The organism is Sorangium sp. So ce394 (genome assembly GCF_051474665.1).
GTDB lineage: Bacteria > Myxococcota_A > Polyangia > Polyangiales > Polyangiaceae > Sorangium > Sorangium cellulosum_D.
In genome coordinates this window covers 2,343,161-2,364,592 of record NZ_CP150339.1, presented here as the reverse complement: position 1 = coordinate 2,364,592, position 21,432 = coordinate 2,343,161, and the positions used below count along the sequence as shown (strand labels likewise).

General features: G+C 73.3%; 11 protein-coding genes. 3 read left to right on the top strand and 8 right to left on the bottom strand.

Annotated features, from left to right (window positions below; translation table 11 throughout):
• Positions 1-26 precede the first annotated feature (26 nt).
• The gene (locus tag WMF33_RS08720) at positions 27-2,564 is read left to right on the top strand and encodes a GAF domain-containing protein (RefSeq protein ID WP_437336710.1); all 2,538 of its coding nucleotides are present in this window, start codon (positions 27-29) and stop codon (positions 2,562-2,564) included.
• A 751-nt stretch (positions 2,565-3,315) separates the two neighbouring features.
• On the opposite strand, the gene WMF33_RS08715 is transcribed toward WMF33_RS08720, so the two are convergent.
• The 4 genes from WMF33_RS08715 to WMF33_RS08700 form a co-directional block, all read right to left on the bottom strand.
• Complete coding sequence (locus tag WMF33_RS08715; protein ID WP_437336709.1) at positions 3,316-3,639, bottom strand: hypothetical protein; 324 nt, start codon at positions 3,637-3,639, stop codon at positions 3,316-3,318.
• A 991-nt stretch (positions 3,640-4,630) separates the two neighbouring features.
• Positions 4,631-6,772, bottom strand: coding sequence for a response regulator (locus tag WMF33_RS08710; RefSeq protein WP_437336708.1), 2,142 nt, complete (start codon positions 6,770-6,772; stop codon positions 4,631-4,633).
• A gap of 668 nt (positions 6,773-7,440) precedes the next feature.
• Positions 7,441-8,556, bottom strand: coding sequence for a prephenate dehydrogenase/arogenate dehydrogenase family protein (locus tag WMF33_RS08705; protein WP_437336707.1), 1,116 nt, complete (start codon positions 8,554-8,556; stop codon positions 7,441-7,443).
• A 202-nt stretch (positions 8,557-8,758) separates the two neighbouring features.
• Positions 8,759-9,886 (bottom strand): serine/threonine-protein kinase, encoded by a 1,128-nt coding sequence (locus tag WMF33_RS08700; RefSeq protein WP_437336706.1) that lies wholly within the window; start codon positions 9,884-9,886, stop codon positions 8,759-8,761.
• 541 nt (positions 9,887-10,427) lie between these two features.
• Here WMF33_RS08700 and WMF33_RS08695 point away from each other — a divergent pair.
• Positions 10,428-15,512, top strand: coding sequence for a sensor histidine kinase (locus tag WMF33_RS08695; protein ID WP_437336705.1), 5,085 nt, complete (start codon positions 10,428-10,430; stop codon positions 15,510-15,512).
• A 21-nt stretch (positions 15,513-15,533) separates the two neighbouring features.
• On the opposite strand, the gene WMF33_RS08690 is transcribed toward WMF33_RS08695, so the two are convergent.
• The 4 genes from WMF33_RS08690 to WMF33_RS08675 form a co-directional block, all read right to left on the bottom strand.
• Positions 15,534-16,088, bottom strand: a complete 555-nt coding sequence (locus WMF33_RS08690) for a hypothetical protein (RefSeq protein WP_061622284.1) — start codon at positions 16,086-16,088, stop codon at positions 15,534-15,536.
• Between the two features lie 111 nt (positions 16,089-16,199).
• Positions 16,200-18,350: a heavy metal translocating P-type ATPase gene (locus WMF33_RS08685; protein ID WP_437336704.1), complete on the bottom strand. Its 2,151-nt coding sequence runs from the start codon at positions 18,348-18,350 to the stop codon at positions 16,200-16,202.
• Between the two features lie 2 nt (positions 18,351-18,352).
• Positions 18,353-18,943 carry a hypothetical protein gene (locus WMF33_RS08680; RefSeq protein WP_437336703.1) on the bottom strand — a complete coding sequence of 197 codons (591 nt, stop codon included), beginning with the start codon at positions 18,941-18,943 and terminating at the stop codon, positions 18,353-18,355.
• A 47-nt stretch (positions 18,944-18,990) separates the two neighbouring features.
• Positions 18,991-19,251, bottom strand: coding sequence for a hypothetical protein (locus WMF33_RS08675; RefSeq protein ID WP_437336702.1), 261 nt, complete (start codon positions 19,249-19,251; stop codon positions 18,991-18,993).
• Between the two features lie 618 nt (positions 19,252-19,869).
• On the opposite strand from WMF33_RS08675, the gene tssC reads away from it, so the two are divergent.
• Positions 19,870-21,342 (top strand): type VI secretion system contractile sheath large subunit, encoded by a 1,473-nt coding sequence (tssC, locus tag WMF33_RS08670; RefSeq protein WP_437336701.1) that lies wholly within the window; start codon positions 19,870-19,872, stop codon positions 21,340-21,342.
• The last annotated feature ends 90 nt before the right edge of the window (positions 21,343-21,432 follow it).

Below are 21,432 nucleotides of genomic sequence, written 5' to 3'. Positions count from 1 at the left end.
CCTCCGCGATCGCCTCGGAGATGGCGATGAAGCTCCTCTGCAAATCGGCTGACGAGCGCTATCCGGGCGCGCAGGTAACGAAGGTCGATGTCGAGGCGTACCTGAGGCGCCGGGACGCGCGCCCCGACGCCGCTCCGTGGGATCTCGGCGCCCTCGCGCCGCCGCTCGTCGATCCGCACGAGCGCGCGGAGGTCGCCGCGATGAGCCTGGCGGCGGGCCGCAAGGCGAAGGAGCAGGGCGCGCCCTCCGAGGCGGCCGGCTTCTTCGAGGCGGGGCTGTCGGCGCTGCCGGACGGGAGCTTCAAGGAGGACCCCGAGCTCGCGTTCTCGCTGCACGCGGAGGCGGCCGAGTGCGCGTACCTCGGCGGCCAGATCGAGCGCGCGGGGTCGCTGCTCGACGTGCTCGCGGCGGAGGCGCGCTCGGACCTGGAGCGCGCCCGGGCGTACGAGCTGCGCATCGCCGTGTGCGCCGCGCAAGGCCGGCTGGAGGAGGCGCTCGCGCTCGGGAAGACGGCGCTCGCGATGCTCGGCGTCCCCCTCCCCGAGGACGGGCCGGCGCGGAAGGCGGCCGCGGACGCCGAGCTCGCGGCGGCGCGCGCCGCGCTCGGCACGCGCAGGCTCAGCGACCTGCTCGACGAGCCCGAGACGTCGGACGCCCGGGTCCGCGCGGCGCTCCGGCTCCTCATGGCGCTGACGATGCCCGCCGCGCGGATCTGCCCGCCGCTCTGCACCTTCATCGCGGCCAAGCAGGTCAACCTCTCGCTGGAGCACGGCCACGGCGGCGCTTCCCCGTACGGCTACATGGCCTATGCGTGGATGGCCGCGCGGGTGCTCCGCCGCTACGACGAGGCCTACGAGGTCGGCGAGCTCGCGCTCGAGATGAACGAGAGGGCCGGACAGGACGAGCTCTCGTGCCGGCTGCGCCTCGTGCTCGGGGCGCACATCAGCGTCTTCACCAAGCACCTGCTCTCGAGCCTCGACCTCTTCAAGGAAGCCCACGAGGCCGGGCTCCGGGCGGGCGATCCCTCGTACGTGGCGCAGACGTGCGTGCACACCGCCCTGGTTCGCCTCGGGCTCGGCGACGAGTGCGCGGCGGTGCGGGCCGAGGTCGACGAGTCCCTCGCGCTGGTGCAGCGCGGCCGCGATGAGCTCGCGCTGGCGGCGCTCACGGGGGTGCGCCGCGCGCTCGACGACCTGATGAGCACGACGGCGCCGGTCGGCGCGTCGCGCGCGCCAGAGCCCGTCATCGACGAGGCGACCGCGGCCTACGAGGAGAAGATCTCGGCGCCGGCCTACAGCGCCGTCGCGCTCATCCATTACGCGCTGCGGCAGCAGGTCTGCTTCCTGGTCGAGGACTACGAGGGGGCGCTGCGCATGGGATCGCTCGCCGAGGCGAAGATGCAGGGCCGCGTCGACGATCACCTCGCGACCGAGGTGTTCTTCTACACCTGCCTCACGCTGCTCTCGCCCGCGGTGTCGCGCGGCCGGCAGCTGACCCCCGTCTCCGTGCCGAGCTACCGGGATCGGCTCGCGGCGTGGGCAGAGCGGTGCCCGGACAACTACCGGCACAAGCACCTCCTCGTCCGCGCAGAGTCCGCGCGCGCGGCCGGCGAGGAGCTCGCGGCGATGAAGCTCTACGATCAGGCGATCGAGGCGGCGAAGGTGAACGGGTTCGTCCGCGACGAGGCGCTCGCCAGCGAGCTCTGCGCGAAGTTCCACCTGGCGAGCGGGAGGGAGCGCATCGCCCACGTCTACATGACCGACGCCCACGAGGCCTACCTGCGGTGGGGTGCGACGGCCAAAGTGCGACAGCTGTCTCGGAAGTACCCACACCTCGTGGCGCGCACGACGCTCTTCGGGCAAGCGAGCCGGCCGCCGGAGGCCGCTCCGCCGGCGAGCACGCAGCGTCCTTCGCTCGATGCGCTCGCCCTCCTCCGCGCCTCGCGCGCCCTGCACGGGGAGCTCGTCCTCGAGCGGCTCTTCGAGCGGCTCCTCCGGGTGCTGCGCGACATCACCGGTGCGCGGCGCGCCGTGCTGCTCCTCGCGCGCGACGGCGCGCTGAGCGTCGAGGCCGAGCTCGCCGCCGACGCCGAGGGGGTGCGGATCGACGCTGCGATGCCGCTCGAGTGCGCGTCGGATCTCGCCGCGGGCGTCATCCAGCACGTCGCGCAGACGCAGCAGCCGGTCGTGCTGGCGAGCGCGGCGGCGGACGAGCGGTTCGCGCAGGATCCCTACCTGCTCGAGGCCGGTCCGCGGTCGATCTTGTGCCTCGCCATGACGCACCAGGGCCGCCTCACGGGGGTGCTCTACGCGGAGAGCGACGCGGGCGCCGGGGCGTTCCGCGCCGGGCAGCTCGAGCCCTGCGGGTTGCTCGCGTCGCAGGCGGCGGTGGCCGTGAACAACGCGCTGCGCCACCGCGAGGTGCAGAGCGCCGCGAGCGATCTCCGGCGATGCAACGAGGCGCTCGCTGCAGAGGTCGCTCGCCTCACGGAGGAGCTCCGCGCCTCCAACCGCGACGCCGAGAGCCCCTGGAGCGAGCTGAGGCGCTGCAGCGACGCACGGTAGCCCCACACCGCGGCGCCGGTGCGCCGCTCCACGGCGGCGCCGAAGCGCCGGGCTCGACCCGGGCTCGAGGAGAGGGCGATCGCGTCGCGCGGCGCGGGGCCCCGCCGGACTCGTCCGAGAGCGCCCTCCGGCGAGGCGGGAGGAGCGCGCTCCACCGGGGTCAGACAGCGGCCCTCGGACATCGGCCCTCCCCGCGCCGCGCGAAGAGCCCCCTCGTGTCAGGTCTTCCGCCTTCGCGGCGGACTCCGCCATGGGCCCTCGCTACGCGGCGACCATGAACCGGGGATGCGCCAACGCATCGCCGGCGCTCGACGCGATGGAGATCTCGGCACGAACCCATGACGCTGGATTCAGGCGGCCGCAAATGATGCATAGCTGGAAGCTGCCCGCCGGGGCTCCGTCCGAGATGCGTGGGAGCGCGGGGGCGAGCGGCAATGCGAAAGCGGCGCGCGGCAGCGCGAAAGGCGCGTGCCAGCGCACGCAAATCTGCGCAGCAACCAGCGCGGCAGAGCTGCGCAGCCACCAGCGCAGCGAGCGCCAGACGCAGAGACCCTCCAGGCCGGATAAACCGGCACCGGAAGGCCCATGACCTGAAATGAGGGTGCTCCGGATATCACGGGAAGGAGGGAGGACGCAAAGCGTCTTCCGTCTCCCTGCCTTCCCGTGATCCCCTTCGAGCTACGATGGGATCGCTCCCGCTCCCTCCGCATCGCGGGTCGGGAGCGGGAAACGCATCAAGGACGCGCTCGGCTCAGGCGCCTTCGCCGCCCTCACCAGCGCCGCCCTCACCAGCGCCGCCCTCGCCGCCGGTGCCGCCACCCTCGCCGCCGGTGCCGCCACCCTCGCCGCCCTCGCCGCCGGTGCCGCCACCCTCGCCGCCCTCGCCGCCACCCTCGCCGCCGGTGCCGCCGCCCTCGCCGCCGGCGCCGCCGGTGCCGGTCGTCGCCGCGCTGGTCGTCGTGGTGGTGGTCGTCGTGCTGTTGCCGGTGTCCTCGTCATCGCCGCATCCGGCGCCAATCATCATCGTCGCGCCAAGCAGCAGCGCGCTCGCAAAGATGCTCATCGAAGCTTTCATGTACGTTCTCTCCCTTGGGTTGTTCCCCCCCAAAGAATCGCGCGGCGCAGCCACACGCCGATCACCGCTCCACACCGCCACGGCGACTCGATTCACGCCGAAAATCGCGCGAATGTGCGCTCGCAAGACGCGCGAGCGCCCTCACCTGCAATGGTTCGGTGTCGGCTACATGGTGATTCCGTTATTGTGGATGATAGGCCACCATACTGGATTACGCAAGCTTTTTGTCTCACTGCATCATCGTTGCATGTGCGCGGCCCACCGCGAGCCCCCGCCGGTCAAGCACATTCGCCGATGCGCGCTCGAGGCGCATGTGAAGTATCGAGAGCGACTGCGCTTGACGCGGCATCTGCTATAACGGATAAACCTCCAGAGGTGAAGCCCCATGAGCCCATGCGTGCTCGCGTGCGCGTGCTCGACGTGGAGGAGCACCGCCGGCGCGCAGCGCGCGACCGCGGCCCGGCCGCGGTGCGGGTGCGCTTCGTCCGGCTCCCCGCGTCGGGGCTGGCTCGCGTCTGGCCCAGGGGGACATGTTGCGCGGAGTGAACTGCAAGTCCCAGGCCTACCGCTCGTCACGCCTCGGGGCTCCATGTCGGTGGTCGCCGTCGATGGACGAGCCCGCGGACGCTCAGGCCGCCAGGCGCCGGCCCCGGCAGCTGTCGTGTCGTTCTGCCCGCCTCCTGGATGGCCGCGTGATGGGTCCCGCTCAGGTCGAGCGGTCCGGGAAATCACGGATGGGAGTCTGCGGGACCGGCCTGACGAGGGCCCTTGTCCGGCTCATGAGCGCGGGCGCACCGGACGAGACTCGATATCGATCCCGCTCGCCCGCTCGAGCTCGCTCGGGCGCGGCCTTCGAATCAGGTGTCGTGTGCGAGCGCAAGGGGCGCGACGGCGCTCCTGACCAACGACGCTCGCTCACCGCGCGGCGCGTCCCCGGCCGGCCGAACGATGGTGCGGGAGTCGCCCGGCCGCCCTCCGCTCCCCTCGCCCGTCACGGGTTGATCTCGTCGCCAGAGCCTCGCTCCCAGGGGCAGGTGAGCTCGCCGGCGCGGGCTCTGGCCGCGAGGCTCGCCACGGCGGCCACGAGGGCGGCCGGCTCGATCGGCTTTGTGGCGTGCATGTGGAAGCCGGCGTCGAGCGCGCGCTTCTGATCCTCCTTGCGAGCATACGCCGTCAGCGCCAGCGCGGGCAAATCGCCGCCGGCGTGCGGCGGGCGCTGACGGATGGTGCGGATGAGCTCGTAGCCATCCTCGCCCGCCATGGCGATGTCGCTCACGAGCACATGCGGGCGAGCCACGCAGAACGCGGCGAGCGCCTCGCTGGCCGAGGCCACGGCCGTCACCTCGGCGCGGTGCTGCGAGAGCACCTCCTGGAGGAGCTCCCTGGCGTCCGCGTCGTCCTCGACGAGCAAGACGTGGAGCCCGCCGAGATCGGAGGCGGCCTCCGGCGGCGAGAACGAGCGCGCGCGACCCTCCTTCGCCGACGCCGCCAGCGAGCTGCGCTCGACCCCGAGGAGCGGGAGCCGGACGACGAACGTCGACCCCTTCTTCAGCCCAGGGCTCTCGGCCACGACCGAGCCGCTGTGGGCCTCGACGATGTGCCGCACGAGCGACAGCCCGATGCCGAGCCCCGCGTGCGTCCTGCGGCTCGTGCTGTCGGCCTGGCGGAACCGCTCGAAGACGAAGGGCAGGAAATCCGGCGCGATCCCCTCGCCCGAGTCGCGCACCGTGAGCTCCGCGTAGGCGCCGGCCCGCCGGAGCGAGACGAGGATATGGTCCCCGGGGCGCGTGAACTTGAGGGCGTTGGACGTGAGGTTCGAGACGACCTGCTGCAGCCGATCCGCGTCGCCGTTCACCTCGACGAGGGGGTCGAGCGAGACGTCGATCGTGAGCCCCTTCGCCTCGGCGGCCGGGCGGATCGCGTCGATGGCGATCTCCACGACGGGCGCGAGCGCCATGGGCGCCGCGCTGATGCGCAGCTTGCCCGTCGCGACCCGGGAGACGTCGAGGAGATCCTCGATGAGCTTCGTCTGCGCGGCCACGTTGCGCTCGATCACCTCGAGGCCGTGCGACACCCGCTGCTCGTCGAACGGCTCGCTGCGCAGGAGGTGCGTCCAGCCGAGGATCGCGTTGAGCGGGCTGCGCAGCTCGTGGGAGAGCGTGGCGAGGAACTCGTCCTTCAGGCGGTTCGCCTCGCGCGCCTCGGCGTGCACGCAGTTCTGGATGGCGATGGACGCGAGCTGGGCGAGCTGCACGAGGACCGTCTCGTCGTCGTCGGAGAACTCGCCGTCGCGCCGGTCCGAGAGCTGGATGGTCCCGATGTTCTGGCCGTCGGCCGCGGTGAGCGGCACGGCGAGGTACCCCCGCGGCGGCGGCCTCTGCCCGCCGTCGTCCAGCCACTCCGGGTGCTGCGAGAGCTCCAGCTGCGTCATCCGGAGGGGCCGGTTCCTGCCGCACACGTACGCGCACAGCTTGCCGGCGATGGAGGGCGGCGGCTCCTGCTGGAACGTGGCGTACCGCTCCGAGAGCGACACCGCGGTCCGCGCCCGCTCGCCGGGCCTCTCCAGCTTCACGAGCGTCATGGCGTGATGGGCGCCGCCGACGTCGCGCGCCGCCTCCGTGATCGCCGCGACCATGGCGTCGAGCGACAGGGCCGAGTTGATCGTGAGCGCGGCGCGGTTGAGCCGCTGGAGCTGCTCCGCGTGGACGCGCAGCGACTCCGCCTGGAGCTTGATCTTCTGTGTCTTCTTGAAGAGATCGACGAAGACAGACACCTTGGTGCGGAGGACCTCGGGGGCGAACGGGGTCATGATGTAATCGACGGCCCCGAGCGAATAGCTGCGCTCGACATAGACGCGATCGTTGTGCGCCGTCAGGAAGATGATCGGCGTGTGCAGCGTGCTCCGCCGCTTGCGGATGAGCGTCGCGGTCTCGAAACCGTCTATCTCCGGCATGTTGATGTCGAGGAGGACGACCGCGAACTCCTCCTGCAGGAGGCAGCGGAGCGCCTCCCTGCCGGACGACGCCTTGATGACGTTCTCGCCGAGCGGAGCGAGGACAGCCTCCAGGGAGAGCAGCTGCTCAGGCCTGTCGTCAACGACGAGGATGTTGACCCTGCCTACTTCTGCCCTCATCCCGCGTCTCCTTGCCCTCCTGCCCGGCGTCAGCGCCGCGGCCAGCCTCGCAGCATCCTCAGGAACTCTTCTGTGTCCACCGCTTTCGGGCGGCGCCCGCCGCGCCTGCTCCAGGGTTCCGATCGAGGAGGCCCATGGAGACGATGTGGGCCGAGCGGCGCAGCGCGACCGCGCGGCCGAGGACGGAGCCGCGCTGCGTCGCCACCGGGCGGCTGCCGGCGCCGCCGCCCACGCGCCGGGAGGCACCCCCGGCGGCGATCGAGCGCGCGCGGACCGCGCTCCCGGCGCGATCGGCCGCGGAACGCTCGGCCTCCTGCGCATGGCCGCTCCGTTGATCCATTCCAGCCCTCCCTGAACTGCACTGACGAGCCCGTATCGTAGTCGAGGCGCGCTCTTACCCGCGACCCAGGGCTGGCCTGCAGTGACAATAAGGGGGCTCCCGATGCTGCTCCATGATCCCCGCACACTGACCCTACACCGAAGTGCGGCGGCGAGGAAAGAGGATTTCGCGGCGCCCTGGAAGGAGCGCTCCGTTCCGAGTTTCCGCCCGCGAGGTCCCGAGAGGCTCCGAAAGGCCGTGAGGGAGATCGCGAATCGGGAGAGTCCACGAAGGAAACCCGCGCGAAACACGCCTGAACCGCGAGAGGCGAAATCGATGCGCAGACTGGCTAAGTGGAAGAGCGCCGCTCCTGCAAGGAACGCGAGTGCCGGAGGATCACCTCGAACACCTCGGCGACCCCGTCGGCGTCCAGGCCGAGCTCGGCGGCGCGGCGGCGGCGCGACTCCATGAGGCGCGCTTCGCGCAGGGGATCCCGGACGGCGGCGCCGATCGTGGCCTTGGCCCGGGCGGCGCGCTGGACGAGCTCGGAGCGGCGCGCGAGCAGCTCGACGAGCTCCAGATCCAGCTCGTCGATGAGCTCCCGCGTCTCGCGGAGCTCGGGAGAGAGCGAGCCGAGATCCGGGATCGAGAGCGCGGCGAGGTCCTCGGGCGCGGCGTCCTCGGTCGGGATGTCGAGGCTGCGATCGACGGCGAGGAGCGCGTTGATGAGCCGGCGGCGCGCCTCGCCCGCGAAGGGGTTCTCGCGGTGCAGCGCCGCGAACAGGTGCCCGGCGTCGACGCGCACCGTCTCGATCGTGTGCGCGATGCCCTGGAACGAGGGCGGCGCGTACGGCGCGCCGGCCGGCACGCCGGCGTCGAGCATGCCCTTCGCGATGAAGAACGCGAGCGCGTGCGTGAAGGCCATCACCCGGTCGTGCTCCTCCGGGGCCTGCTCCAGCACCTGACACCCGATCCGCTCGAACAGCGCGGCGACCTGGCGCACCGCGTCCGGGTGGGCCGGGTTCGGGCAGACGACGACGCGCAGCGGGCGCTCGCCGCGGGCGAGGCTCGCCGGCCCGAAGAGGGGGTGCGTCGCCACCCAGGGCTGGCCTTCGCCGAGCACCTCGGCCATGGCGCGCGCCGGCACGGTCTTCACGCTGCCCACGTCGGCCACGACCTGCCCCGGCGCGAGGTGCGGCCGCAGCGAGGCGAACGCCTCGCGCATCGCCGGCACCGGGACGGCGACGAGGACCAGGTCCGCGCCATCCACGAGCTCCGGGAGCGAGCCGGCCCGCGCGGCGCCGTGGATCTCGGCGCCGGGGTCGAGCGCGCGCACCGCGATCCCCGCGTCGCCCAGCAGCGACCCGAGCGCCGCGCCGAAGCGGCCATACCCGAGGAATGCGACCTTGCCGATGCGCCGGGGCGGAGCGGAACCGCCCCCGGACTGTGGGAGAGAATGCGGCATGCGACGGATACTACGACAGCCGGTGTAGGCCGACGTCACGTTTTCTCGGCGCGGCCGCGAGGTGCAGCGCGCGCGAAGGCGCGGGCGCCCGGCGTCGACGGGGCGGCCCGCCCGGCTCCTCGCTGCCCGCCCCGCGCTGGCGCCACGGGCGAGCTCCGGCGGCGATCCTCGACGGAGTCGCGGCGGCGCGATCAGCGCAGGCTCATTTGAGCTGCGCCGCGGCCACGCCGAGGATCGCGAGCAGCGACGCGAGGGCCGCGAGGATCGCGAGGCGCGTCGTGGGTCTCCCCAGGAGCGACGTCGTCTGCGGGAAGGTCCGCGAGAGCGCCGGCGCGCCCGGCTCGGCGCCCTGCAGCAGGCGCGGCGCGGGGCGCTGCTTCGCGTTGAGCCCGAGCCCGATCGTCGGGAGCGAGGCGCGGGGGCGCGGCGGCAGCGTCGCGCCGAGGATGCGGGCGGCGCGCTGCGCGTAATCCTGGCTGCCCACCGGCGCGTGAGGGGCGAGCGCGATCGCCAGCTCGGCCACGTTCGCGGGCCGCCGCGCCGGCTCCTTCGCGAGGCAGCCGAGGAGCACGCGCTCGACGGCGGGGGGAATGTCGGGCCGGAGCGCGCTCGGGAGCGCCGGCTCGGCGCTCGCGACGCGCAGCGCGAGATCGGCGGGCGAGCTCGCCGCGAAGGGCGGCTGCCCCGTCAGGAGCCGGTAGAGGATCGCGCCGAGCGACCAGATGTCGGCGCGCGCATCGACAGGGCGCGACGGCTTCAGCTGCTCCGGGGCCAGGTAGAGGGAAACGCCGAGCCCCTCCTGCGCCGCCGCGCCGCCGTCGCCCGCGGAGGACGGCTCCGACGAGATGCCGACGTCGAGCACCTTGAGGAGCGTCGCCCCGCCGGCGGTCGTCGTGAGGAACAGGTTCGCCGGATCGAGGTTGCCGTGCACGATGCCCGCGGCGTGCGCCTCGGCCATCGCCACGCAGGCCTGCAGCACGTAATCGATGGCCTCCGAGATCTCGAGCTGGCCGCGGTCGCGGAGCAGCTCGGCGAGGTCGCGGCCGTCGAGGTGCTCCATGACCAGGTACGGGACGCCCGAGTCGAGCTGGCCGACGTCGAGCACCCGCGCGACGTGCTCGCCCCTGAGCCGCACCGCCGCGCGCGCCTCCCGGAGGAACCGCTCCACGAGCGCAGGGCTGGAGTCGCCGACCAGGAGCTTGATCGAGACCCGCTCGGGCTGGACGAGGTGGCTGGCGCCGACCACCACCCCTTTCCCGCCCCTGCCCAGGACCCGGTCCACCCGGTACTTCTCCGCGATCACGTCCCCTGCGACCACAGGTGCGTTCATCGAAGCTCCCCGCTGCGCGCACCGGCGCGGGGCAGCGGCCCACCCCGGACATGCGCAGCTTCATTCTATCACCTTCGCTCGCTGGAATGATCGAGGTCGAGCAGCCTGCGCGCTCGCCCGGAAGCGCGGAGCAGCGCGCTGCGCGGAGCAGCGCGAGCAAGCGTGCGCCGTGAGGGACCGGACGGGATACATCGAGCGCCCGTTCCACGGAGTTCGATCCAAAGGGCGCCAAGGTGCCCAAAGGCGCCCAGGGTGCGCCGGCGCCTCGCGCGCTGCGCGTCGGCAGAGCCCAGCTGGACGAGCGACCGCTCGCCGCTCGAAGTAGCGTTGAGCCCGGCGGTCGGCCGATCGAGCGTCATCGAGCGTCGATGCGCCGAGAGGGCCGCGTGGCTGCCCGCCCGGCCCGAAGGGCCGAAGAGGGTTGAAGCCGAAGTGGAAGCGTGGACCGGTGTTCCCGCGGCGTCGTGAGACCGAGGACTCTCGACTAGCGCACACACGCACCCGGCTTTATGATCCCGTGAAGTGCGCGAGGGGGACGCGTATGACTCGGGCGGAGACGACCGAGATTCACCGCTGCGGCCGCTTTCGGCTCCGCAGGCTCACGCTCGCCGGCAGGACGGTCGTGCAGAAGACCGTCCGCGGGACCCCTCCGGCCCCGGGCGCCGCGGCTTTACTGCTGCGCGAGCACGCCTTCCTGCGCCGGCTCGACGTGCCGGGGATCGCTCGGCCCCTCGCCCTGGAGGGCCCGGAGAGCGCGCCCGCGCTCCTCCTCGAGGACGCGGGCCCCGAGGATCTGGAGCGGCGGATCGGCCGAGGGCCGCTCGCGCTCGACGCGTTCTTCCACGTCGCCGTCGCGCTCGCCGACGTCTGCGCGCGCATCCACGCGGGCGGCGTCGTCCACCGCGCGATCGCCCCGAGCCGCGTCGTCCTCGGCGCGGATGGGCAGGTCACCCTCGTCCATTTCGCCGACGCGGCCGAGCTCACGAGCGCGCCCGGCGCCGTGGAGCTCGAGAAGCTGAAGGCGCTCCCCTTCCTGTCCCCCGAGCAGCTCGGGCGCACGGGCCGGTTCGTCGACACGCGCTCGGACCTGTACGCGCTGGGCGCGACCTTCTACGCCATGCTCATCGGCGCGCCGCCGTTCCAGGAGCTCGATCCGCTCGCGCTCGTGCACGCCCACATGGCGAGGAGCCCCGTGCCCGCGCACGCGGTGAGCCCCTACGTGCCAGCGGCGCTCTCCGAGATCGTGCAGCGGCTCCTCGCCAAGATGCCGGAGCTGCGATACCAGAGCGCCGAGAGCCTCGCCCAGGACCTGCGCGAGGCGCGGCGGCGGTGGCTCGCCGCGGGCGACGTCGCGCCGTTCGAGCTCGGCCGCCTCGACCTCGCGCGGCGGCTCCCGCTGCCCGAGCGCCTGTTCGGGCGCGCGCGAGAGCTCGCCGCGCTGCACGACGCGCTCGCCCGCGCCGCGGAGGGCCGGACGGAGCTCGCGCTGGTGACGGGAGATGCGGGCATCGGGAAGACCGCCCTCGTCAGGGCTCTCGGAGACGCGGTCGCCGAGCGGGGCGGGCGGTTCATCGAGGGCAAGTTCGATCTGCGCGCCGCCAACGTGCCCTACGCCTCGCTGGCGGAGGCGCTCCGCGGCCTCGCGGCCGCGCTCCGCGCCGAGCCGGAGGACAGCCGCGCAGCGCTCAGGGAAGCGGCGAGCGCGCCCTGCCGCGCGCTCGCCGAGCTCTGCCCGGAGCTCGCCGACCTGCTCGCCGCCCTGCCCGAGCTGCCCGCGGCGGATCCGAGGCGCGCGGAGAGCCGCTTCCTGCTCGCGATCCAGGGCTTCGTGCGCGCGGTGGCCGCCCAGCGGCCGCCGCTCGCGATCTTCCTCGACGATCTCCAGTGGACCGACGCCGCGTCGCTCCGCGTCCTGCGCGCGCTGGCCGCGGATCCAGGCAGCCGCCACGTGCTGCTGATCGCGGCGTACCGGCCGAAGGAAGTCGGCCTCACGCACCCGCTCCAGGGCGCGCTGGAGGAGCTCCGGCAAGCCGAGATCCCGACCACCCGCGTGCCGCTCGGCCCCCTCGACGCCGAGGCGATCGTCGCGCTGCTCGCCGGCGCGCTCCGCTGCGAGCCGGAGCGGGCGCGGCCGCTCGCGGAGCTCATCCTCGTCAAGACCGCGGGCAACCCGTTCTTCATCCGCCAGCTCCTCCGATCGCTCCAGGAGAAGCGGCTGCTCCTCTTCGACGCGGGCCGCTCGACGTGGACGTGGGACCTCGGCCGGATCGAGCGGGTCGGGGCCACCGACAACGTGGTCCAGCTCATGGCGGAGTCCGTTCGCAAGCTGCCGGAGGAGGCGCAGGAGCTCCTGCAGATCGCGGCGTGCATCGGCAAGCGCGCGGCCCTCGAGATCGTCGCGGCGGTGTCGGGACGGTCCGTCGACGAGGCGCTCGCGTCGCTCGGCAAGCCGCTCTGCGAGGGCCTCCTCCTGCCGGACAGCGCGCGCGAGCGCGGCGCGGAGCTCGCGATCCGGTTCGCCCACGATCGCGTCCAGCAGGCCGCCTACGAGCTCGCGCCCGCGGAGCGGCGGGGGCAGCTGCACCTCGAGATCGGCCGCTTCCTCCTCGAGGCCTCCCCGGGCGGCGGCGCGGAGGGCGCGCTGTTCGACGCCGTGGACCAGCTGAACCTCGGCCCGGCGCCGCTCGATCCGGAGCAGCGCGGCCGCCTCGCGGAGCTGAACCACCGCGCCGGCCTCAAGGCGCGACGCGCCGCGGCCTACGGCCCGGCGCTCGCGTACTTCCGCAGCGGCCTCCGCCTGCTGCCCGAGGGCGCCCCTCGCTCGTGCTACGCGCTCTGGTTCTCCCTCCACCGCGACGCGGCGGAGTGCGCCGCGCTGACCGATCAGCACGCCAGGGCCCGCGCGCTCGTGGAGGAGGGGCTCCGCCACGCGGCGTCGATCCCCGAGCGGGTCGACCTGGAAGCGCTCCGGATCATGAGCGCGACGATCACCGGCGAGCACGATCTGGCGCTCGGCTGGGGGCGAGACGCGCTGCGCGCGCACTTCGGGGTCGAGCTGTCCGCGCCGGATCTCGACGAGGAGATCGCGGCGCAGCGGCGGGCCATCCGCGCGCACCTCGGGGCGCGCTCGCCCGAGTCGCTCGTCGACCTCCCGCGCGCGACCAAGCCGGAGGAGCGGGCCCACATGAAGCTCCTCGCCGAGATGGTCGCCCCCGCCTGGTTCGCGGACCGGAAGCAGCTCTTGCTCCTCACCTCCCTCGGCGTCCGCCTCGCGCTGGAGCACGGCAACGCGAGCGCGTCGATCCTCCCCTACGCAGGGCACGCGATGCTCCTGGCGGCCGAGGGCGAGCTCTGGTGCGCCCAGGGCTTCGGCCGGCTCGCCGTGGAGCTCGCGCAGAGGTTCGAGGATCGCGCCCAGGAGACGATCGCCCGGTACATGGTCAACGAGTTCGTTCGCCCGTGGGTCGCCCCGCTCGCCTCGAGCGCGGGGTCGTTCCGCGAGATCGTCGCGCTGGGCCTGTCGTCCGGCGAGCTCCGCTTCGCCTCCTACGCGCGCACCGGGCTCGTGGAGCACTCGTTCGCCGCAGGGGTGGAGCTCGATCGCGTGCTGGTCGATCTGAACGACGCGATCGCGTTCAGCCGGCAGACCGGCAACAGGTCGACGCTCTTCTACCAGCTCGCCTACCGGCAGACGATCCGGTGCCTCAAGGGGCTGACGAGGCGCCGAGGCGCGGCCGACGACGCCGAGTTCGACGAGACGGCCTTCTTCGAGGCGGCGCAGAGGGAGCCGCCGGCGAGGTGCGTGTACCATATCCTGCGCCTCCAGGCCTCTTACGTGTACCGGGACCTGGCGCAGGCCACCGCCCACTCCGACGCGGCGGTCCCGTGCATCCACTTCATCAGCGGCTACATCCCCGAGTGCCAGCACGCGCTGTACACCGCGCTCACCCTGCTGCAGCGGTGCGATGAGGCCGACGCGCCGGAGCGGGCCGCGCTGCTCGCGCGCGCGGCCGACCTCCGGCGCGTCCTGCAACGGTGGGAGTCGGGCTGCGCGGAGAACTTCCTCCCGCGGCGGCTCCTCGTCGACGCGGAGATCGCCCGCGTCGAGCGCGAGCTCGAGCTCGCCGGCGCGCGCTACGACGAGGCCGTCGACGCGGCGACGCGCGGGGGGTTCCTTCAGCTGTCGGCCCTCGGCAACGAGCTGGCCGGGCGCTTCTACCACGGGCTCGGGCGGGCGCGGATCGCGGCGCTGTACCTGCGCGCCGCGCGGCAGGGGTTCGCCCGGTGGGGCGCCTCCGAGAAGGCGCGCGCGCTCGCGGACGAGTTCGGGCTCTCCGGGCCCTGCGAGGAGCCCGAGCTCGCCGAGGAGCGGCTGCCGGCGGTCGCCCTCGACGCGCTCAGCCTGCTCAAGGCCGCCGAGACGCTCTCCGGAGAGATCGTGCTCGATCGCCTGCTCGAGAAGCTCCTCGGCGTCTGCCTGGAGGCCGCCGGCGCGCAGCGCGGGGCGCTCGTGCTCGAGGAAGAGGGGGAGCTCTTCGTCCGGGCCCTCGGGTCCGTCGCCGCCCCGGTCTCCATCGAGCGCGCGCCGCTCTGCCGGTCGCGCGAGGTCCCGCGGCGGGTCGTCGAGCACGCGCACCGGGCGCAGGAGACCCTCGTGCTCGACGACGCGGCCAGCGAGCCGGAGCAGGGCCGCGATCCCCGCTTCGCCGACGGCGGATCGAGGTCGGTCCTGGTCCTGCCCATCCGGCGGAACGAGGCGCGGCTCGGGGTGGTCTACCTCGAGAACGACCTCACCACGCAGGCCTTCACGCGCGACCGCGTCCACGTGCTGGAGCTCCTGTCGGACCAGATCGCGATCGCCCTGGAGAACGCCCGCCTTTACCGCGAGGCGCAGCACGCGATCCGCGTGCGCGACGACTTCCTCAGCGTCGCGTCGCACGAGCTCCGCACGCCCGTCACCTCCCTGCGCCTCGGCATCCAGGCGCTGCTCCGGCGCAACGGCCACGCGCCCGACGATCGCGTCGGGCGCGCCCTGCACAGGCTGGATCGGCAGGTGCAGCGGCTCACCCGGCTGATCGACGATCTCCTGGACGTCTCGCAGCTCCACACCGGCCGGCTGGAGCTGCACGTCGAGCCGGTCGACCTCGCGGAGGTCGTGGACGAGGTCGTGGAGCGGCTCGGCGAGCGCGTGGCGCAGTCGGGCTCGCCCCTGAGCGTGCGCGCCGCGCCGTCGATCGTGGGGTCGTGGGACCGGAGCCGGCTGGAGCAGGTGGTGTCGAACCTGCTCGACAACGCCCTCAAGTTCGGCGCGGGCAAGCCGATCGAGATCACGGTGGCGCGGAAGGACGGCGCGGCGGAGCTCGTGGTGCAGGATCAGGGCATCGGGATCCCGGCCTCGCGCCTCCCCTACGTGTTCGAGCGGTTCGAGCGCGCGGTGTCGAGCCGCCACTTCGGGGGGCTCGGGCTCGGGCTCCACGTCGTGAAGACCATCGTGGAGGCGCTCGGCGGCGCGGTGCGCGTCGAGAGCCGCCAGGGCGAGGGCGCGCGCTTCACGGTGGAGCTGCCCTGCGAGCCGCCGGCCGCGAGCCGGACGGCGCCGGCGTCGCTCGGCGGCCCGGGCCCCTGACGCGCGCCGGCCCGGGGACCGCTACGGCCTGCGCGCCGGCGGCTGTGGGACCATGAGGATGTACGGCGTCTCCGGCTCCTCTCCCGGCGGTACCGCCTGCGGCGCGCGGGCGCCCTTCGCGCCGAGGCTCCGGATGAAGCGGTACATCGCCACGAGGTCGCGCTCGTGCATGGTGGCGTAGTTGAGCCAGGGCATCGGCGGGCGCCCGACGGCCGCGCGGAACATCCTCACCCACGCGTCCTCGCTGAGGTCCTGGACGGAGAGCCGGAGGTTCGCCGCGTAGCTCGTCCCCCACGGACCGCGGTAGCCGACGCCGTTGCCCGTCAGCCACTCCGAGGCCGGGAGCCTGCCGCTCGATCGATCCCAGCCCGGCGTGTGGCAGTCGTTGCACCCGCCCACGAGGATCAGGTACCGGCCCGCCTCCTCCGGGCTCGCCGCGGTCACGTGCGGCGTGGCGGGCGGCTGAGCACAGTCGGCACAGCCGATCACCGCCGCCAGCGCCGCGCCCGGCAGCCCGCGCACAGCCCGGCGCGCCGCGCGCAGCCGCGCGGCGGAGGACCTCGATCCAGCGCGCATTTCCCTCTCCATCCCGGCCATTTCATCCGCCGTGCAGCGCGCGTACCGGGCCGCGGCCCCGCGCGGGGCGGAACGCGCCCGCCGCCGCCCGGACCCGCGCGCCGCGCCGGCTCACCGGCGGCCCGCGCGGGCCGCCCTGCGCGGCGCCGCCATGAGCGGACGGAGGCCGTTCACGCAGGCGAGGACCGCGGAGCCGTTGTTCATGAGCGTCGCCGCGACCGGGTTGAGGAGGCCGGGGATCGACAGCGCGTACGCGACCGCGTTCACGGCGAGGATCATCGAGAAGTTCTGGTGGATGATGCGCATCGCGCCGCGCGAGATGTCGATCGCCTCGACGAGCTTCGACAGGTCGTCCTCCACGAGGACCACGCCCGCCGTCTCCCGGGCGATCTCCGCGCCCGCGGACACGCTGATGCCGATGTCGGCGTACGAGAGCGCCGGGGAGTCGTTGATGCCGTCCCCCACGACCGCGACCGTGCGGCCCTCCTGCGTCAGCCGCCGCGTGATCTCCGCCTTGTCCTCGGGCAGCATCTCCGCGAAGTACCGCGTGATGCCGAGCTCGAGCGAGACCTGCCGGGCCACCTCGCGGCTGTCGCCCGTCAGCATGACGATGTCGTCGATCCCGCGCTCGCGCAGGCTCCGGATGGTCGCGCGGCTCTCGGCCCGGATCGCGTCGCGGTAGGCGAGCGTGGCGACGTGCTGCCCGTCGACGGCGAGGAAGAGGAGCGACTTCGCCGACGCCTCGAGCGCCTGCCGCGCGCCGGCCTCGGCGCGGCACGGCACGCCGAGCTCCTCGATGAAGCGCGGGCTGCCGAGCTGGACGACCTTGCCGAGGACCCGGGCCTGCACGCCCCGGCCGACGAGGTAGCGGGACTCCTCCCGGTCCGGGATCGACAGCCGCCACGCCTCGGCGAGGCGGAGCACGGCCTGCGAGACGGGGTGCGTCTGCCGCGCGGACACCGCGGCGGCGAGCGTCGCCGCCTCGCGCTCGGACAGGGCGTCGTGGACGAGGAAGTCGGTCACCTCGGGCACGCCGGAGGTCAGCGTGCCGGTCTTGTCGAACACCACGGTCGACACCCGCGCGAGCTTCTCGATGTACGCGCCCCCCTTGATGAGGATGCCGCGCCGCGCCGCGGCGTTCATCGAGGCGAGCACCGTGGTCGGGGCCGAGACGCGCGGGCCGGTGCCGAAGTCGATGGTCAGGATGGCGGACACGCGGCCGAGGTCCCGCGTCGCCGCGAGCACGACCGCCGAGCACGCGAGCGCCGGCGGGACGAGCCGGTCCGCCACCACCTCCGCGTAGTTCTGCGCGCGCGTCTCCAGCGCGGGCGCGCTCTCGATGAGCCGCGCGGTGCTCGCGGCGGTCGTGTCGCCGCCGACGCGCTCGGCGCGCACGTACAGCTTGCCGTCCTTGATGACGGTCGCCGCGAAGCAGCGGTCGCCGGGGCCCTTGAGCACCGGCATCGACTCGCCGGTCAGCGTCTGCTGGTCGACGAGCCCCTCGCCGTCCGTGACCGTCCCGTCGACCGGGATCACCGAGCCGGTGTAGATGACGACGACGTCGCCCACGGCGAGCTCGGCCACCGGGACCTGCACCTTCGCGTCGCCGCGCACCACCCAGGCGAGGTCCTGCTGGTAGCCGAGCAGGCCGCGGATCGCGCGCCGGGCGCGGGCCTGGGTGAGATCGCGGATGTGATCGCCGAGCGTGACCAGCCAGATGATGCCGGCCGCGTTGATGGCGTCGCCGGTCGCGACGGCCGAGGCGATCGCCAGGCTGTCGAGCAGGTCGACGTTGAGCTTGCGCTGCCGGGCCACCGACTGCCACGCCCGCTTGAAGATGGGCGCGCACGTCGCGGCGATGAACGGGTACGCGAGGAGCGGCGAGACGAAGCCGAGCGAGAAGAGCATGCCGGCGCTCGACAGGTAGAGCGGGCGCCTCGCCAGGGCCGACGCGCGGCGCGCCTTCCTGGCGCCGCGCGCGGCGCGCAGCGCCCCCCGCGGGGCCGGCGCGGCGGAGGCCGCGGCCGCGGCGCGCACGATGGCGCCGACGTCGACGATCCGCGGGTCGTGCTCGACGACGGCGCTCGACGCGCCCTCGGCGATGCGCACGGACAGGACCCCCGGCACGGCGGCGAGCCCCGCCTCGAGCAGCGGGCCGAACGCCTCGTCCCGCCCGATCCGCGGCAGCCGCAGGCGGACCCTGCCGGGGATCGCGTGGACGACCGAGACCGCGCAGGTCCCGCTCGACAGGAGCGCCGCCATGGTCACCCCGCCTCGCCGCCGGCCGGCGCGCCCGAGCCCGCGAGGAAGCCCTGGATGCGGGCGTGGTTCAGCACCACGAAGGCGTCGACCCCGTACTTGATGAGCGTGATCCAGTGGGGCATGCCCGGGGAGCGCCGCAGCAGCACCTGGAGCATCCCGGAGCCGACGAGGAGCGCCGGGATCACGATCTTGAGGTCGACCTGCGGCGGCGGGACGGCCTGCGACGCCGCGTTCAGCCGGCCCGCGGCCTGGACCACGAGGCGCGCCGTCCGGCCGGGGCTCGGCGGCTCGGCGGGCGCCGCGCAGCGCGGCGGCGGGGGCGAGAGCGCGTCGATCGGGTGACAGCCGCAGTCCGCGAGCTCCGGGATGCTCGCGAGCTCGGAGAGGACGGTCTCCAGCGGGACGTCGGGCTCGTGCTCGACCGTGAGGCTCCCGGCCCACGCGCTCGCCCGCGCGTCGACGACGCTCGGGCAGGCGCGCGCCGCCTCCGCGATCTCCTCCGCCCTCGACGGGTCCCCGCGCAGCGCGGGGACGCCGAGGCGCACGCGCCCGAGAACCCTGTGGATGATGACGACCCCTCGATCGCTCGGCATGGCTCACCTCCCGGCCGGCCGGGCCGGGTCACCGGAACACCCTCTCGTCAGGCCGCGGGCGGCTCGATCTCGGCGCGCGCGTGCGCCCGCGCGCCGCCCGCGCCGGCGCGCTGCTCTTGCCGGGCCATCTCCTCCCTCACCTCGGCGACGAGGTCGCCGAGCCGCTCCCTGCCCTCGCCGAGCGCGCTTTTGAGCGCGTCGGCGGCGACGAAGCCGAACCGCAAGGCCCTCTTGACGGTCGGACGGGTGATCCTGGTCAAGCTGGCGAGTCCCACGCCGATGATGATGCCGAGCCCGAGGCGTTCCATCCCCCCTCCTCTTCTCGAAATCCACGACCGGCGGCGCCCGGCGGCGCCGCTGCAACACAAAGCATCGGAACCACAGAGGCACAGAGGCACAGAGGACACGGAGAGAGACAGAAGAAGCGCTCTGTCCCTCCGTGCTCCTGTGGCTGATCCCTGGGGTTCTTGGCTGTTCGGGACGCTAGCGACGCGCGATGTCGGCGCCGCGCGGCCACGGCCAGGACGGGCGACGTCGCGCGGGCGGCGGCGCCGGATCCGGAAACTTGGGAGGGCGCCTTCGAGCGAAGATCACTGCTTCCGCGACTTCCGTGAGAGCACCCACGCATGATTTGTAACACTGTAGTCTCTCGCTCGCCATGTACATTTCATGTCCACTCGACACCTGACTTGCGCGCTGACGGAGCGCCCTACGCTGTCACGCGCTGTTACCCGCTGTTACGCGCTGTTCTGCACGGTTCAATACGGCCGTGCGCGGGCGTCCGAGGCGCGCCGCCCCGCCGTCACGTCAGCGCGATCGGCGCGGGCAGATGGGGCGCGGCGTGCGCGGGACCGCGCCGCGCCGGCCGCGGACGCCCGCGTGTCCGTCGCTTCCAGCCGGCGAGCGACCGTGGTAAATTTGTGGACATGCAAGCGGGGCAGCAAGAAGAGCCGGCGACGGAGAGCGGCGGCTCTCTGCTCGAGGAGATCCTGGCGGAGGCGGGGATCCCCCCGGCCAACGAGGCCTACCAGGACGTGAAGCGCGGCGTGGAGGCCGCGCTCGACAGGGTGGCCGGCCGGCCGGACGCCGGCCCGGCGCTCGACAACGCCCTCATCGACCTGTGGATCGCCGAGATCGACCTGCGGCTGTCGCGCCAGATCGACCAGATCCTGCACCACCCGGCGTTCCAGCGGCTGGAAGCCGCGTGGCGCGGCCTCAAGTTCGCGGTCGATCGCATCGACTTCCGCGAGAACATCCGGATCGAGGTCCTCAACTGCTCGAAGGACGACCTGCTCGCGGATTTCGAGGACTCGTCCGAGATCGTGAGGAGCGGCCTTTACAAGATCGTCTATTCGTCGGAGTTCGGCTCCTTCGGCGGCAAGCCGTTCGCCGCTGTGATCTCGAACTACGAGTTCGGCCCCGGGCCCCAGGACATCGCGCTCCTCCAGAAGTGCGCGGCGGTCGCGACGATGGCGCACGCGCCCTTCCTGGCCGTCGCGGGCCCGCAGTTCTTCGGGCTCGCGGACTACCGGAAGGTGCCGCACCTCGGCGACGTCAAGGCGCTCTTCGAGGGGCCGCAGTACGTGAAATACACCTCGTTCCGCGAGTCCGAGGACGCCCGCTACGTGGGCCTGCTCCTCCCCCGCTTCCTCCTGCGCCTGCCCTACGGGGCGAGCACCGTCCCGGTCCGGGCGTTCTCCTACGAGGAGGACGTCGTCGGCAACCACGCGGCGTATCTGTGGGGCGCCCCCACCTACGCGATGGCGACCCGGCTCGCCGAGAGCTTCGCGCGCCACCGCTGGTGCCTGCACATCATCGGCCCGCAGTCAGGGGGCACGGTCGAGGGGCTCACGCTCCACGAGTACGAGGCGCTGGGCGCCATCCAGACGAAGATCCCGACCGAGATCATGCTGACCGAGCGCCGCGAGTTCGAGCTCAGCGAGGAGGGCTTCATCGGCCTCACGTTCCGCAAGGACACGGACAACGCCTGCTTCTTCTCCGCGAACTCGGTGCAGAAGCCGAAGTTCTTCGGGCAGAGCGAGGAGGGGCGCGCCGCGGAGATCAACTACCGGCTCGGCACGCAGCTGCCCTACGTGCTCCTCGTCAGCCGGCTCGCCCACTACCTCAAGGTGATGCAGCGGGAACAGATCGGCACGTGGAAGGAGCGCGGCGATCTCGAGCGCGAGCTGAACAGCTGGCTGAACCAGTATGTCGCGGACATGGATGTCGTGTCGCCCGCCGTGCGCTCGCGCAGGCCGCTCCGGAAGGCGCGGACCACGGTGACCGAGGTGGAGGGGAGCGCGGGCTGGTACCGGGTGCACCTCGAGGTGCGCCCGCACCTCAAGTACATGGGGGCGTACTTCACCCTGAGCCTGATGGGGAAGCTCGACCGGGAGTGAGGCCGCCCGCGCCTCGGGCGACGGCGGCCGAGGGCCGAGGGGGCGATGGCTGGCCTGCGTCGCGGGCTCCGCGCGGCCGGCGGTCGCTGT